Source organism: Paenibacillus sp. TCA20 (assembly GCF_000732325.1).
Taxonomy (GTDB): domain Bacteria; phylum Bacillota; class Bacilli; order Paenibacillales; family Paenibacillaceae; genus Paenibacillus; species Paenibacillus urinalis.
Map to the genome: position 1 here is coordinate 100,477 of NZ_BBIW01000009.1, position 16,964 is coordinate 117,440.

11 protein-coding genes are annotated in these 16,964 nt (G+C 48.3%); 9 read left to right on the forward strand and 2 right to left on the reverse strand.

What is annotated here, in order from left to right:
- Nucleotides 1-75 precede the first annotated feature (75 nt).
- Nucleotides 76-1,194: an N-acetyldiaminopimelate deacetylase gene (locus TCA2_RS17225; protein WP_047912845.1), complete on the forward strand. Its 1,119-nt coding sequence runs from the start codon at nt 76-78 to the stop codon at nt 1,192-1,194.
- A 73-nt stretch (nt 1,195-1,267) separates the two neighbouring features.
- Here TCA2_RS17225 and TCA2_RS17230 read toward each other — a convergent pair whose 3' ends face one another.
- Entirely contained in the window at nt 1,268-2,428 is a 1,161-nt protein-coding gene (locus TCA2_RS17230) for an aminotransferase A (protein WP_047912951.1), read from the reverse strand.
- Between the two features lie 130 nt (nt 2,429-2,558).
- Entirely contained in the window at nt 2,559-2,840 is a 282-nt protein-coding gene (locus tag TCA2_RS17235) for a hypothetical protein (RefSeq protein ID WP_047912846.1), read from the reverse strand.
- 389 nt (nt 2,841-3,229) lie between these two features.
- Between TCA2_RS17235 and TCA2_RS17240 the strand changes: the two genes are divergently transcribed.
- The 8 genes from TCA2_RS17240 to TCA2_RS17280 all read left to right on the forward strand — a co-directional run bounded on the left by TCA2_RS17240 (nt 3,230) and on the right by TCA2_RS17280 (nt 16,953).
- Nucleotides 3,230-4,699 carry a polysaccharide deacetylase family protein gene (locus TCA2_RS17240; RefSeq protein WP_047912847.1) on the forward strand — a complete coding sequence of 490 codons (1,470 nt, stop codon included), beginning with the start codon at nt 3,230-3,232 and terminating at the stop codon, nt 4,697-4,699.
- Nucleotides 4,699-6,012 carry a nucleotide sugar dehydrogenase gene (locus TCA2_RS17245; RefSeq protein ID WP_047912848.1) on the forward strand — a complete coding sequence of 438 codons (1,314 nt, stop codon included), beginning with the start codon at nt 4,699-4,701 and terminating at the stop codon, nt 6,010-6,012. The genes TCA2_RS17240 and TCA2_RS17245 overlap by 1 nt, the downstream gene beginning before the upstream one ends.
- Nucleotides 6,013-6,033: 21 nt before the next feature.
- Nucleotides 6,034-7,923, forward strand: a complete 1,890-nt coding sequence (locus TCA2_RS17250) for a glycosyltransferase (RefSeq protein WP_047912849.1) — start codon at nt 6,034-6,036, stop codon at nt 7,921-7,923.
- On the forward strand, nt 7,924-9,690 hold the full coding sequence (locus tag TCA2_RS17255) for a polysaccharide deacetylase family protein (RefSeq protein WP_047912850.1): 1,767 nt from the start codon (nt 7,924-7,926) through the stop codon (nt 9,688-9,690).
- 44 nt (nt 9,691-9,734) lie between these two features.
- Entirely contained in the window at nt 9,735-10,874 is a 1,140-nt protein-coding gene (locus tag TCA2_RS17260; RefSeq protein ID WP_238546431.1) for a glycosyl hydrolase family 18 protein, read from the forward strand.
- Between the two features lie 189 nt (nt 10,875-11,063).
- A complete protein-coding gene (locus TCA2_RS17265) occupies nt 11,064-14,525 on the forward strand; it encodes a glycoside hydrolase family 2 TIM barrel-domain containing protein (protein ID WP_047912851.1) in 3,462 nt (1,153 codons plus the stop codon).
- 563 nt (nt 14,526-15,088) lie between these two features.
- Entirely contained in the window at nt 15,089-15,493 is a 405-nt protein-coding gene (locus TCA2_RS17275) for an iron chaperone (protein WP_047912853.1), read from the forward strand.
- Nucleotides 15,490-16,953, forward strand: coding sequence for a serine hydrolase (locus TCA2_RS17280; protein ID WP_238546432.1), 1,464 nt, complete (start codon nt 15,490-15,492; stop codon nt 16,951-16,953). Before TCA2_RS17275 ends, TCA2_RS17280 begins: the two co-directional genes overlap by 4 nt.
- The last annotated feature ends 11 nt before the right edge of the window (nt 16,954-16,964 follow it).

The following is a 16,964-nucleotide window of genomic DNA, read 5'->3' on the forward strand; positions in this document are numbered from 1 at the left end:
AAGCCAGAGCTTGAGTTAGCAGGCGCATATAACTTGATACGATAAGGCTTAACGAGTGACTTGAGGAGTGATCGAATGAGCGAGTTTGTAGAGATAAGACGGAGGCTTCACCAGATTCCGGAGCCAGGCTTTGAAGAGTTCAAGACACAGGCTTTGCTGCTGGAATACATCGGCGGACTGCCGCAGGAGCGGCTGGAGGTCAAAACCTGGCGTACGGGTATTTTGGTTCGAGTGAAGGGTTTAATTGGTGAGCGGTGCTTGGGATACCGGGCGGATATGGACGGGCTGCCGATCGATGAAGAGACGAGCTATGAATTCCGGTCAACGCATCCGGGTTACATGCATGCTTGTGGACATGATCTGCATATGGCTATCGGTCTTGGGGTACTCACAGAAATCGTGAGAGAGCCAATTAATGATGATGTTCTGTTCGTGTTCCAGCCAGCGGAAGAGGGGCCGGGCGGCGCTTTACCCATGCTTAGCAGCGAGGAATTCAAGGCGTGGAAGCCTGATTTCATGATGGGGCTGCATATTGCTCCCGAATACCCGGTAGGAACGATTGCGACTAAGCCAGGCATTCTGTTCGCGAACACATCAGAGCTGTTTATTGATCTGACAGGTATAGGCGGTCATGCCGCTTATCCGCATCGGGCCATCGATATGATCGTTGCGACGTCGAGTCTGGTCATGCAGATGCAGTCTATCGTCTCGCGCAATGTCGATCCATTGGATTCCGTAGTTGTGACACTTGGCAAAATTACAGGCGGAACCAAACAGAACATTATTGCAGAACGGGTTCGTCTGGAAGGCACAATTCGGTCCTTGTCAGCCGATTCAATGGCGGATGTAAAAGCCCGGATTGAAGCGCTGCTGACAGGCGTAGAGGCCGGCTTTAACTGTAAGACCGAGCTGGATTACGGCTCCAATTATTATCAGGTGTACAACCATGAAGAAGAAGCTGAGCGATTTATGAACTTCGTTCAACATGTTGAAGGCGTGGAACTGATTGAATGCACGGAAGCCATGACGGGCGAAGATTTCGGATATTTTCTCCGTGATATTCCTGGGTTGATGTTTTGGCTTGGGGTCGACACGCCCTATGGACTGCATCATGCAAAGCTCGAGCCACAGGAGGAAGCGATCGGCGTGGCTATTAACGTTGTATCTAACTATTTGCGCCATCGTTCTTCTTAAGGAAGGTCTCCAGACCAAAAACTGCTTCTGCGCTCATGCGCAAAAGCAGTTTTTTTGTAGCATTCATCCGAGTTTAGCTGGACAGTCCTTGTACGAACGACTCGATGCGATCCAGCGCCTCATGAAGCACCTCCATAGAGCAGGCGTAGGAGATGCGAATATAGTCGTCGCCGAAGGGGGCAAACGCGGCGCCCGGCACGACCGCCACCCGTTTCTCTTCAAGCAGACGATGAGCGAACGTGGTGGAATCAAGTCCAAACTTAGCCACAGATGGGAAGATGTAGAAGGCCCCGTTTGGCTGTGTGACCTCAAAGCCTGCATTGACCAGCCGCTCATAGGCATAATCACGGCGTCGTGCGTACTCCTCTCGCATTGGCAGTGCGTCATCTATGCCGGCCGTCAGCGCTTCAACCGCCGCCGCTTGGCTGACAGAGCTCGCGCATGTGACATTATACTGATGCACTTTCACAATATGGCGTGCCAGGTAAGCCGGAGCGAACAGCAGGCCGATGCGCCATCCGGTCATGGAGTGTGACTTGGACAAGCCGTTGATCACAATGGTCTTCTCACGCATCCCAGGCAGAGCTGCAATGGAGGTGTGCGTCCCGTCAAATACAAGCTCACTGTAGATTTCATCTGACAGGACGAACAGCTCACGTTCCCGAACCAGATCTGCAATCTCGTTAAGCTCCCCGGAGCTCAGTGTACAGCCCGTCGGATTGGAAGGGGAGGCCAGCACGATACAGCGAGTACGCTCAGTCAAATGCTGACGAATCAAATCGGCCGTCAGCTTAAAGCCGCTGCCGGTCGTATCGATATGCACCGGCTGTGCACCACACATGCGAATAATGGGTTCATACCCCGGATAGATCGGGCCTGGAAGGAGTACCTCGCAGCCTTCCGTAAGAATCGTCCGAAAAGTCACATCAATCGCCTCACTGGCGCCTGTGGTCACGATGATCTCATCCGCAGGATCATATGTAAGTCCGTACTTCTGCGTCATGAACTCGGCCGCTGCTGTACGCAGCTTGAGTGTTCCCGCATTCGGCGTGTACACCGTCTCCCCACTGTCGATGGCTTGCTTGGCTGCCTCCAGAATATGCTGTGGCGTTGGAAAATCCGGCTGCCCGAGCGTAAGTGACAATACATCTTCATATTGACTGACCTTGTTGGCCATTTTTCGAATACCGGATACTTCAATGCTCTGAACCTCCGGCCTGATTAAATGCTCCATAATTTCACCTGTCCCGTCTATATGCGTTTCAATGGTAATCATCATATCATATCGAACGGAGCACTTCGAGAGGAGCACCCACAATATCCGTTGGTCTGCTAAGCTTCCATATCACGTGTATCGGCTATTTTTATATGGCAGTAGTATCAAGATGCTCATTCCATTGTTTGAGCGACTGTGCATCATCATAACCAAGCTTATGCGCAGTCTTGATCAGCTGAATATTGCTATGAAGAAAGAGATCCTCCAGCTGTCCTGTTTTATGATATAAATGCTCGGGCATGTGCTGCCTCATATTTTCCAGTGTTTCGCTAAAAAGCTTATATAGCTCGAGATGCTCCCTTTCACAAATCTCCACAATTTCCTGAGATCTTCTATCAAGTACTTCTCTCAAAATTTGATCTACCATCATCTCTAGTCCTCCCTGTTGTCCATCCATTGAGATCAGAATATGCCTACTGTATAGAACGAACATCATCGCAATATTAAAATAAAGGACTAATTATATTAATATTGAAATGTTAATATATTACAGGTGACAAAAATAATGATGAATCCACTGTTTTTATGTCCAAAAATCGCAAAATTGTTAATATATTGTGCGTGTTTTTGCTTTATAATAGTTCTGAAGTAGTGACATTTTTTAGAAAATTGTTAATCCAATATGCTTAGTTAGCAAGTGAGCTTGGGTCTTCAAGTCTGGTTAATAGAAGAATAGAATTTCATGGAAATGTAAGTGGGTCATTGTATTTTTTTGCATGCTAGACAAGTGTGTCGAATAATGAAAAGGAGCATAGCAAGATGCCAAGCACAGCTACATATTACAGGCAGGCAGGACTGATCATTCTGTCCCTGCTGGTTCTGCTGACAGGATGCAGCACTGCGAAGAAGGACACAATCACGAACGATCCAAATGTAAATCCGGATCCGGTCGTGCAGCGTTATGAAGGAGAGAAGAGTCAGGAGATTCCCTATGTATATACAGGACGCAGAGAGCTCTCACTGACCTTTAACGGAATGGGTGACAAGGAGACGATGGATCGCCTGCTGGATGAGCTGGACAAGTACAAGATTAAGGCTACTTTTTTCCTGCCCGGCATGAGGGTCGCAGAGGAGCCGGATATTGCTCAGGCGATATTGGACAGGGGACATGAAATTGAGAATAATCTGCTGAATCAGCTAGATATCACCGATATGAATTACAACGATATCTATCAGGTGGTTAAGCTCGCGAATGAGGTGATTAAGGAGCATACGGGTGCTGAGCCCGTTTACGTCCGTACCAGATCCGGAGATATTCCTGAAGATCTCGCCCTGGCTGCAGCTCATCTGGGGATGAAGGCAGTGGTAAGCTACAGCATTAATCCGAAGGATCGGGATATGAAGAGCGCAGAGGAGATTGGTGAATATGTAGAGCGTTATATTCATCGGGGCGGGATTATTACTTTAAATACCGATATCAATCCTGAGATTGTTGAATCGATTAAGTATATTGCGGCAGCCGCGGAGGATATCGGCTATAAGTTAATTCCACTTAGAGAACTGGCAGAGAATGGCGGAGTCCGTAAGCCGCTTGAGGAAATACCCGGCTATGATGCAGCTAAGATCAATCCGGATTATGAGAACGCCGAATACGAGCTGATATATAAGGTCAAGACCGACAAGAAGCAGGTGGCTCTGACACTGGATGACTGGGCCACCGATAAGACAGTAACCCAATTTCTTGATATCCTGGCCGAGAAAAAAGTACATGCTACCTTTTTTCTGCGAGCCAGAGGCGTAGTAGATAATCCCAATCTGGCTCGTGCAATCATTGAAGAGGGACATGATGTTGCGAATCATACGTATACGCATCCGGTTGTTACCTCGCTGACAGCAGAGGAATTGCAGGAGGAAATTGTGAAAGCTCATGAGGTGTTGACGGAGGCAATCCAACAGCAGCCGTTGATGCTCTTCAGGCCGCCTACGGGAGCGATCGACGCTCAGAGTGCCAAGGTGATTGCTGCGACAGGATATGAGCACATTGCGATGTACGATGTGACAGCAATGGATTGGGACGTATCCCATTCTGCAGACGACATTGTGAATATGGTTATGGACCAAACGGAAAATGGCAGCATTATTTTGCTTCACATCCTGGATGGTATTCACTCTGTTGAAGCTCTTCCAAGGATTATTGATCAGCTGCGAGCCAAAGGGTATACATTTGTCAGCTTGGTAGATTTAATGGAACAGAACAAAACATGGATAAACAGTGATGAGGTAAAATAATGGGATTGTTTGAGGAACTGGCTGCTGGGAACGAGAAGCTCGCAGTGATTGGACTTGGTTATGTCGGGCTGCCTATTGCGGCTGCTTTTGCCAGAAAGTTGAATGTTATTGGATTTGATGTGAATCGTCAAAAAATAAAAGCCTATCAGGATGGAATCGACCTGACTGGTGATATCGGGGATGAAGCCGTACGGCATTGCGGCGTAGACTTTACGTCAGATAGGGACCAGCTTGCTGGGGTACGCTGCTATATTGTTGCCGTACCAACACCCGTCAAGAGCGGGAACGTTCCTGATCTGGAGGCAGTACAGAAGGCGAGCCGGCTTGTAGCCGAGCGGCTGACACCAGGCTCGCTCGTAGTCTATGAATCTACGGTATATCCCGGCGTAACGGAAGAGGTATGCATACCTATTCTCGAGGAAGTTTCGGGACTTACGTGTGGAAGGGATTTTATGGTGGGGTATTCACCGGAGCGAATTAATCCGGGAGACCAAGTCCACCGGCTGGAGAATATTGTGAAGATTGTATCTGGCAATGATGAGGAGGCGCTGGAGACCGTCGCCAGCCTATATGAGCTGATCGTCGAGGCCGGGGTTCACCGTGCCGAGAGCATCAAGGTAGCCGAGGCAGCTAAGGTCATCGAGAATGCACAGCGGGATATTAATATTGCCTTCATGAATGAGCTGTCCATGCTGTTTCATGAGATGGATATCGATACGAATGCCGTTCTCAGAGCTGCAGGGACCAAGTGGAATTTCCTTCCGTTCCGTCCGGGTCTGGTCGGCGGCCATTGTATCAGTATAGACCCTTATTATTTGACTTACAAAGCGGAGGACAGCGGTTATCATTCGCGAATTATTTTGGCTGGACGGCAGATTAACGACGGTATGGGCAAGTACATCGCCCAGAATATCATCAAGATGATGGTGAAGCAGCAGATGGATTTGAGAAATACGCGCATCGGCATTTTCGGACTTGCTTTCAAAGAGAATTGCAGTGATATCCGCAATTCCAAGGTGATGGATATTCTGAATGAGCTAAGCGAATATGGGATTACCCCATTGGTAGCCGATCCTTATGTCGATGCGGCTACTGCCTATCAGGAATACGGCGTGGAGCTTTCCGATCCTGCGCATCTAGTAGATTTAAACATCGCAGTGGTAGCTGTAGCCCACGAATCTTTTAGAGCAATGAGCTTCAACCAGGTGCAGCAGCTATATAGCCATACACAGCCGAAGATTATGTTTGATATCAAGGGGATATATGACAGACACATGTATGAGCAGAGCGGATTTCTCTACTGGAGCTTGTAGTCCACAGATAGGAGCTTCGATATGATAAGTAGAAAAGACAGAATCAAAGAGGAAAAAGAAAAGCTGACAAGAGAAAAGCTGACCAAGACCCGTCCAGACAGGCGGAAGCTGTCCTATGTGCCAGACCCCGAGAAGGTTCGGGGCTCAACAGATCGGCGCGGTATTGCGGCGGCTGAGGGAACGGAAGGAATAGATGTTGATTACATTAATCGGCTGCGTAAGCTCAGTCTGCGTTATTTGGCAGAATTTGAAGTGAACGTTACACCAAAAGGCCGAAAGAGCAGGCATGCGCTTAGAGGCAAGTCAATCGATATTTCTTCGACCGGACTGTTAATGGAACTGTACCATCCGAAGCATCATTTACAGGTTGGGAGCCGAGTGAATGCCAGATTCAAGATCCCGCCGGGGGCTATGCCGGAGGGATTCGAATCGTCAGTCAATATGGATGCGAAGGTGGTCCGTATTGTCACACAGGAGCAAACCGAGGATTCAGAAGGCAGTGTGCAGATCGCCCTTGATTTTGAGAAGCCGCTGACCTCTTATCTTCAGAAAAAGCGCTGGGGATATTCTGTCTATTCTGCCAGTGCCATCCTCCTATTCGCGGTGCTGCTGATTATGCTGATGCGAGCAGAGAGTATCATTTATTTCAAATATAATGTAGTTCTTTACTTATATAGTCTGATTGCGGCAGCCTTCTTGCTGACCCGGTACTTGTTCGGCGCGATGTACAGGGATGTCAAGGTGGATCCGCTGTATACGCCGGGTGTGTCTATTATTATCCCATGCTTCAATGAAGAGGAATGGATTCATCGAACGATCCTTAGCTGTATCAATCAGGATTACCCGGTGAACAAGCTGGAGGTCATTGTGGTCGATGACCGCTCCACAGATCGGTCAGTAGAGCGCATCCAGGAGACCATTGAAATGATCCATCAAGAGGCGGAACGGTATGGGACCGCAGAGAGACTCTCTTATGTTGTGCTTGAAGAGAATGGGGGCAAGCGGGAAGCTCTGGTTAGAGGGGTAAAGATGGCGAAGCATAACCTTGTCGTCTTTGTTGACTCGGACAGCTTTCTTGAGCCAACGGCTATTCGCCATCTGGTGCAGCCCTTCCAGGATCCGAAGATGGGCGGCGTTGCTGGTCGAACGGACGTGGAGAATACGTATACGAACACGATCACCAAGCTGCAGACCGTTCGCTATTTTATCGCTTTTCGTATTATGAAAGCAGCGGAATCCTGGTTCGACAGTGTAACCTGCTTGTCCGGTCCGTTGTCCTGCTATCGCAAGGAATTGGTGCTTCAGCACGCGGATGCTTGGCTGAATCAGAAGTTCCTGGGGCAGCCTGCGACATTCGGCGACGATCGAAGCATGACGAACTACATTCTAAAAACCCACCGGACAGGTTATCAGGATACGGCCATATGCTCCACGATCGTTCCGTCCAAAATGAATGTCTTCCTGAAGCAGCAGATGCGGTGGAAGCGCTCGTGGCTGCGTGAGTCCTTGCGTGCAGGAACCTTTATATGGCGCAAAGAACCGTTCATGGCATTATTCTTTTATATTGGAGTCATTGTTCCCATTGCCGCGCCTGTTATCGTTCTCTATAACCTCGTCTATGTGCCGGTTGTTCATCATGTCTTTCCTTTTACCTTCCTGATGGGACTGTTCATGATGGCACTGCTGATGAGTCTTGCACACCTCTTGTTCAGGAAGAGCAAGCTGTGGGTGTTCGGATTTGTGTTCTGCGTATTTTATGAGTTCATTCTCTTGTGGCAGATGCCTGTGGCCTGGTTCACCTTCTGGAAGTCCACTTGGGGTACGCGGGAGACACCACAGGACATTGAGGCAAGGAAGAAGAAGGAAGAGCGCAAGAACAAACGAAAAATGAAAAAAGGATGGCAGGCCTAGATGATCAATAAGCATAAGACTGCCGCTATGGATGTTCACCAGAAGAATGCGCGAAAGCTGCGCAAGTCGATGATCCAGTTCATTGTGCTGATTCTATTAGCCCTATTGCTCATAAAAACGTTGTTTAATATCGATAAGTACGAGGAGCCTGACCGGGCTGCGTGGACGGGAACGGACGGTTTTATAGCGATATCCTATTTTGGTGTCGGACGGGCAGGTACAGCCAAGCTTGTGGATAAGGATCAGCTGAAGGATCAGCTGGAGGCACTGTATGATCAGGGGTACGTAACGATATCGCAGCAGGACATCCTTGATTATTACCATGAAGGGAAGCCTCTGCCGGAGAAGGCACTGTTTCTGTCCTTCGAAGATGGTCGGAACGATTCCAGCTTATTCGCTCAGCCTCTGCTAGAGAGGTTTAATTACAAGGCAACGTTTCTCTCTTATGCCAACAAGATAGGCAACAGCGAACGGAAGTTTGTGCAGCCGAAGGAAATGCTGAAGATGACGAAGACGGGATATTGGGAGCTGGGGTCGAATGGCTATCGGCTGAGTTATATTAACGTATTTGATGAGGAAGGCCGGTTCATCGGAGAGAAGGATGAGAGCGAGCTGCCTGATAAATCAGATATCGAGTACTACAATCATTACTTAATGGATTTTATAAGGGACAAGAATATGATCCCTGCTGAAGACCGAACGCAGATGGAAGCCAGAATTAAGACCGATTATGATCTGATGAAAAATATATATACGGATTCACTTGGTTATGTTCCCGGCGTATATATGATCATGCACGCCAATGCGCTGGGAAACGGGATGAACAGGCTGGTGACGAATGCCAATGAGCAGCAGATCAGAGAGCTGTTCAACCTTCACTTTAATCGGGAGGGCAATGCACTGAATACTCAGGCCGATCAAGTGTATAATCTAAGCCGGGTTCAGCCCGCCCCCTATTGGTCAACCAATCATCTGCTGATGAAGATCGTGCAGGATTCGGGTCAGGCTCTGGTGTTCGTCCAAGGAGATGAGCGCGAAGCAGAGAAGTGGCGTCTAATAACAGGGGCAGCTGAGTTTAAAGAAGGCGAGATCATTCTCACATCACCCGCCGGGGGGATGGGAAGACTTGCGCTGTTTGATTCTACAGGCTCAAACGACATTTCAATGCGCTTCGAAGCTGCAGGCAATGTAGTGGGTCGTCAGGGAGTGTATTTAAGAAACGATGAAGAGAAGGGGAGCTACCTGCGGGTCGATCTTGTAAATAACAGTCTGCGAGTCGTACAGAAGACAGCCGGTCACGAGGAAGAAACCATCTATGAAGAGAAGCTGGATCCGGTGATCTGGTCCCATGAAGACCTGGCGTATGATAAAGCCTCTGTGTATACCAAGGAGCAGACAACGGCGGGAGATCGGGATGCAGATGAGGAATATCCGATTAATATTGCGGATCAACGTCTAATTCAGATATCGCTGCAGAAGGACAAGCTTAGCGTTACTGTAGATGATGCAGAATGGATTAAGCAGCTGCCTGTTGATCCTTCCATAGATGAAGGTAAGCTTATGCTCTATGCTGCTTATCACAAGCAGAACAAGAAGGACACGATCTATGACGGGATCTTTAAAGAGATTGAAGTATATGTAAGTGAACCGGATGCTGAGGAACCTTCCAAACTGTACAGCAATATTCCAACTGGCTGGGAGAGAGTATCCTATTCGGTAAGGAATGCTTTCAATTCAGCCATTGATTGGGCAGTCGAAACCTTTTGATGAGGCACGATCAATCATGACGAGTTATAGAATGGAGATACGATGTGGTTAGGACAAGCGATGTTAAGCGCGGGAAACGTGGAAATGTTGGACGGCGAGGACGGTATGGAAAGCCGGGAATTGTACTTGTTGCCCTTCTGGTAATGGGTTTACTCACTGTCCTGCTGTACTTCCTGATGCAGAACAAGAGCGCTCAGGCTCCGGTTGAAGCTCCCGAGCAGGCTTCAGAGCTGCCCGCTCAGGAGCTGTCGGTCTGGATTACCGACTGGCAGTGGGAAGCAGGCATTGAGGACTGGTCTGCCCTGCACAAGGGGACCGTTGATGTACAGCTGTTTGCAGCTTATTTTGATGAGCGGGATGAGCTGTATTTTACAGAGACGATGTCGAATGCTCTTCCCCGGCTGCATGAGCTGACGGGTGTGGATGCAGATTCTGATGCACAAATTGGACTGACGCTGGTCAATGATATCATTCATGACGATGGAAGTGCGGTCCAGAAGGACCCTGAGCTGCTGACACGACTTACCGCAACGAACGAATCGCGAGCACGACATATGGAGAGCATTACGAAGATCGTAGAGCGATATGGCCTGGATCAAATCGAGATTGATTACGAGCAGATAAAAGATCAGGATTGGCCGAATATGATCCGGTTTTATGAGGAGCTGGCTCTTGAGCTTGACGAGATGAATGTGTCTCTGCGTATTGTACTTGAACCCAAGGCACCTATTGAGGAGCTGAAGCTGCCTGAGGGACCGGAGTATGTTATGATGGCCTACAATTTGTATGGAGGGCACAGCGGACCAGGTCCGAAAGCAGATATGGCATTTATTGAGGAGCTTGCTGCGAGAATGAGTCATTTGCCCGGGGATCCGGTCATTGCTTTTTCAGCGGGGGGCTTTGATTGGTCCGAAGGCAGCAGCACGGTCTCTCTTACGGAGAAGGCAGCCGCAGATTTGCTGGATTTATATCGGATCACTCCTGAACGAGATACGAAGAGTTGCAGCTTGTATTTTAATTACACGGATGAGGATGGGGCACCCCATACGGTGTGGTACGCCGATCACGAGACACTCCAAGGCTGGATGGAGGCAGCAAGTCGTGAGGGAATTCATAAGTATGCTATATGGCGGCTTGGTGAGCTGGGAGAAGATACCCGGGATTTGCTGCGTGAGGTAGAGTGAATGTCGAATTATTGCGGTTTTTTGTTGCGAAGAATCCGGGTAAGAAATCAAACGTTTTCATGTTACAATGAGGAAGTGAATGAGGGTGCGGTGGCGGAGCCTTCTTTGCTTCTTCTTTTTTTGCCTGCCAGTACCTATATATATAAACGCAATCATCATAATCAAATGAGTAAATGTGAGAGGTGACCTATGAATCAACAAATATTGTTTAATGATGGCTGGGAATTTGCGAAGATGCACCTTGAAGCAAAGGACGCGGGGATAGGAGGACAGGATCCGAGTGAACTGGATGCAGCAGCAGCGGCAGAGCTTCAATATGTCCCGGTCGATCTTCCTCATGACTGGTTAATCTATAACTCGCTCGACTTATATGAGAACAGCATTGGCTGGTATCGCAAGAAATTTACATACAGCGAGGGTGAGAAGCAGGTGCTTCTCGCTTTTGACGGTGTTTATATGAATTCCTCTGTCTATGTAAATGGACAGCTTGTGGGCGAATGGAAGTATGGATATTCTGCCTTTGAGCATGAGATCACGAAGGCACTGGTACCTGGTGAGAACGAAATTATCGTTAAGGTTGTACACCAAAGCCCGAACAGCAGATGGTATTCTGGAGCAGGGATTTACCGTGACGTATGGCTTAAGACCAGAGAGAGCAATCATATCGTGACGAACGGAATTTATGTATCTACGACTCAGCAGGAACAGGGCTGGCTGGTTGAAGTGGATACAGATGTAGAGCTTCTGCAGGACGGTGAGCTCGTTCACACCATTATGGATCAGGGGAAGGTTATCGCTGCTTCTTCAGATCAGCTTGCGGCAGGAACAGAATCCACATTAACGAACCGCCAGCAGCTGACCGCCGTGAACCCTATACTGTGGAGTACCGATGAGCCTTATCTGTACCAGCTGGTCACTGAACTGAAGATGGCTGGGGAAACGGCTCAGAAGGTGACTCAGAATATTGGCTTCCGCACGGTCAGTATGGACCCGAACGACGGCTTCCGCTTGAACGGTGTGAAGATGAAGCTGAACGGCGTCTGCGAGCATCATGACTTGGGAGCTCTCGGAGCCGCATTTAACGTGACTGCTCTGCGCCGAAGATTTGAGCTGCTGAAGGAGATGGGCGTGAACTCCATTCGTACAGCTCACAACATGCCGGCGAAGGCGTTCATGGAGCTGGCGGATGAGATGGGAATGCTGATTGTTTCTGAAGGCTTTGATATGTGGGAGAGATCCAAGACGCCTTATGACTATGCAAGATTTTTCCCGGAATGGGCACATACGGACGTGAAGAGCTGGGTGATGCGGGACCGCAACCATCCAAGCCTTATTATGTGGAGTATCGGCAACGAGATTTATGATACGCATGCAGATGAGCGCGGACAAGAAGTGACCCAAATGCTGATGGACTATGTGCTGGAATTTGATCCGAAGCAGAATGGACGTGTCACAATCGGCTCTAACTACATGCCATGGGAGAATGCGCAGAAATGTGCAGACATCGTGAAAGTGGCGGGCTATAACTATGCTGAGAAGTATTATGACGAGCATCATGAAGAGCATCCGGACTGGATCATCTACGGAAGCGAAACGGCTTCGGTCGTACAGAGCCGAGGAATCTATCATTTCCCGTTTGAAAAAGCGATCCTGGCCGACGATGATGAGCAGTGCTCTGCGCTTGGCAACAGTACGACCAGCTGGGGAGCGAAGTCGGCGGAGGCATGTATTTTGGCCGAAAGAGACACGCCGTACTCCCTTGGACAATACTTGTGGACCGGCTTCGATTATATTGGTGAGCCGACGCCGTATCATACGAAGAACTCTTATTTTGGACAGCTGGATACCGCTACTTTCAAAAAAGATTCCTATTACATCTATCAATCGGCCTGGACAGATTATAAGAAAGCACCGATGGTTCACATTTTCCCTCATTGGGATTTCAGCCCTGGTCAAATGATCGATGTACGCGTGTGCTCCAATGCACCGAGAATTGAGCTGCAGCTGAACGGCAGTACGATCGGAACATATGACATTGATCATGAGAACGGTACGCAGCTGGTCGGCTGGTGGAAGGTGCCTTACGAGCCAGGTGAGCTTAAGGCGATTGCATATGACGAGAATGGCCATGTTATTGCGACAGATGTGCAAAAATCCTATACGGATGCAGCGAAGATTCGCCTGCTGCCGGATAAGACAGAGCTTACTGCTGACGGCACGGACCTTATTTTTGTAGAGATTAATGTGGAAGACGAAGCAGGGAACGTGGTACAGAATGCAAATAATCGTGTGAATGTCAGCGTAAGCGGCGCGGGGCGCCTGATTGGTCTCGATAGCGGGGACAGCACAGATTATGATCAATACAAAGGACAGAGCAAACGACTGTTCAGCGGCAAGCTGATGGCGATTATTGGTGCGACGAAGGAGCCGGGAGCGATTAAGATTGAGGTGAGCTCTGAGGGTCTTATAGGACAATCTGCTGAATTCCAGTCTGTTCCTGCAGCGGATGAAGCACAGCTGGGCAGCATCGATGCAAACACGAAGAACGAGGCCATGGCGATTGTGATGGGAAGTGAAGCTGAGGTTCCGCTGCGCAAAATTGAGCTCATTAGTAGTAAAGGTCAGGTGCTGAATCCATCGAATACAGTACTAACCGTAGAAGCGATTCTGTATCCGGCGAATACGTCCTATACGGATCTTGAGTGGTCTGTCGTTAACGATGCCGGGATTGAGTCTAACATCGCGAAGATTGAGGCAGACGGGCATACGGCTACAATCAGCGCACTTGGTGATGGTGAATTCCTGGTACGCGCCACGAGCAAGAACGGAACCGACAAGACCAAGCTGATCTCCCACTTGGAATTCAGAGCTGAAGGGCTCGGCACTGCCTTCAAAGATCCGTATGGCTTTATTACCGGAGGTCTGTACGATGATGCGATAGGCGATGTCAGCAACGGGAATGAGAAAGGCTTCGCAACGAGCCGTGATGGGAAGACCGTTGTAGGCTTCCAGAACATCGACTTTGGTGCTTACGGTTCGGACACGATGACCATTCCGATCTTTGCGCTCTCCAATGAGGAATACTTCATTCAGATCTGGGAGGGCCTGCCGGAGGAAGAAGGCAGTACCCTGCTAGCGGATGTAGTGTACCAGAAGGAATCCAAATGGAATGTGTATCAAGAGGAGACGTACCGCCTGTCCAAACGACTGAACGGGATCACTTCGATCTATTTTGTGCTGAATCAGAAGATCCACGTCAAGGGCTTTACGTTCGAGAAGAAGAATAGAGCCTTCGAGCAGAATGCAGCCGCACAGTGCGATCACATCTATGGTGATACCTTCACCATTGCAGGTGATCACGTAGAGGGGATCGGTAATAACGTATCTCTGGAGTTCAGTGATATGGACTTCACGGCGGAAGGCGCCTCAAGAGTTGTATTCTACGGCAGCTCACCGATTGACAAGAATACGATTCATATCCGGTTTGCAGGTCCAGATGGCGAGAGCAATCAGCTTGTAGAGTTCACGCAGTCGAACGGATACGAAGAGCAGGTCTTTGAGCTGGAGACAGTAACAGGTCAGCAGAAGGTGACGTTCATCTTCCTGCCGGGCAGTAACTTTGACTTTGGCTGGTTTAGATTTGAGAAGTAAGACAGATTCTCGTAAGGTAAGAGATTAGAATTGAATGGAGAAAAGAGGGGGCAGATGCCTAATATCATTAAGCTAAGTCTGATCTTAATGATATTGAGGCAGATACCCCTCTTTTTAATACCTAATATATTGGCTTGTATGCTTAACTTTCTATTTCCGTGATTCTCTTTCTATTAAGTTCAGCTTCTCTGTGAGTGCATTGATTTCTTCTTTTAGCGTTCGATATATGGAATACATAGATGACCCGATGAGGATAAGAAGCGTTCCCGAAATCGGTAGTACATAGCGTAAAATAAATATATGATAAAAATAACTATCGGGAGTATCGGATCTAACACTTCTAGGTATAAAAAGAATGAGACCACTAACAATTAATATAACTCCTAAAATTATAGAGAGATTATAGAATGTTCTAAACTTTGCAGATTCCAATAAGACCACTCCTCATCGGCTATAAATTAATATTACTGAGGCTATTGTATAGAAGATTAACCTGTTCGAGTTCCTATGTAAACCATTCCTTACTCAATCATTTATAGATCCGAACGTTAAAGGAGCGCCATATGAAAAATAATGAAGAGACAAATCCATCAACGGATAAATCAGAGAGTAAATTAATTGACACCTTCATTTCACAGTTCCCGCCTGATGTTCAAAATAAATTGCAGACGTTGAGGCAGGTCATTAGAGAAGCTGCACCTGAGGCGAAGGAGAAGATCAGCTATCAGATGCCGACGTTTGCACTTTCAGGTAATCTGGTTCATTATTCAGCCTTCAAGCACCATATCGGCTTCTATCCGGGGGCAAGTGGGATCGCCGCGTTCAAGGATGAACTATCGAAGTATAAGAGCGCCAAGGGCTCTGTGCAATTTCCAATGGACCAGCCTCTCCCGTATGAGCTTATCAGCAGGATCGTTAAGTTCCGAGTGAAGGAGAACAAGGAGAAGGCTGGTGTTAAACGTCAATGAGTTGGACAAAGGATACGCCTGACAAGGACAACACATCAGGTATTCTGGATATTTGTGATGGGACTACAGACGAGATGACCTCGATAATCGCCAAAATTGAAGAATCACAACTAGAGGTAAATAGTCTTGTGCTTATGAAGGATGGAGTGATAAAGGCTGAGATCTACCGGGAGCCTTACCGTAAGGGATGCCCTCAGCTGCTGTATTCATTAAGCAAGAGCTTTACTTCCATCGCGATAGGCATTGCTTGGGATCAAGGGCTCATTCGTCTAGATGATCCGGTCATTTCCTTTTTTCCTGATAAACTTCCTCCAGTGATCTCTCCTAACCTGGCCAAGATGACGATTCATCACCTGCTGTCTATGAACACGGGGCATCACGATGATATTTATGCAGAAATCGCCAGGGAGCAGGACTGGGTAAGAGCCTTCCTCTCCTTAGAAGTAAAGTATGAACCGGGAACCCATCATCTGTACAACACACATGCCACCTATATGCTCTCTGCAATCCTTGAGCGTGTCACAGGACGTAATCTGGTAGATTTCCTGATGCCGACATTGTTTGATCCGCTGCATATCCCGCGCCCAATATGGGAGACCTGTCCCATGGGTATCACTGCAGGAGGCATGGGGCTCAGTCTGACGACAGACAGCGTGGCAAGATTCGGTCAAATGCTGCTGGATAAAGGAATATATGCAGACAAGCGCATTGTATCCGAACAATATATTGAACTGGCGACGACGAAGCATAGTGACACAGCGGATCGTAAGGATCGGATAGACTGGCAGCAAGGATATGGATACCAGTTTCATATGTGCAGGCAAGGCTGCTATAGAGGGGATGGATCTTTTGGCCAGTTGTGCTTCGTTGCACCTTCCGCAGGCATTGTGCTTGCGGTAAATTCCAGCTTCAAGAGCATGGAGCCGCTGCAAACGCTGCTGGATCTGATCTATACGTATGTGCTGAGCCCTTTCCTGAAAAACAACGATAAGTTAAATCAGATGGAGAGGAAGCTTCACCTGAGTTCCAGGCTTCCGAAGCGAGTGGGGCCTATGAAGGTACTGACGGGCATTCGAGAGATAGATGGGAGATGTTATAGGTTTGACGAGCATCCTGAAGGACTGCGCTCGATCCAATTTCGTACCATAGGGGACAGATTGGAGCTTCAAATGAAATATGAAGATGAGCGTGATCAGCTGCTTGCCTTCGACCTCAACAGACCGGTGACACAGCAAGGAATATTCCATAAGGATCTATCCCTTCATTTACAGGAGGTTGTAGCTTGTGCTTCGTGGATGCGCAGTGATACTCTGCAGCTGACACTGTTCTATATCGAAACACCTTATATGGTGACATATCACTTAGCATTTACGGAACGGGAAATCGAGCTGAACTATCATGTGAACGTCTCCCTTGGCCTTCGTCAATATCAGGCATTGGGACATTTGCATGATGCCTGAACTCTCTAATC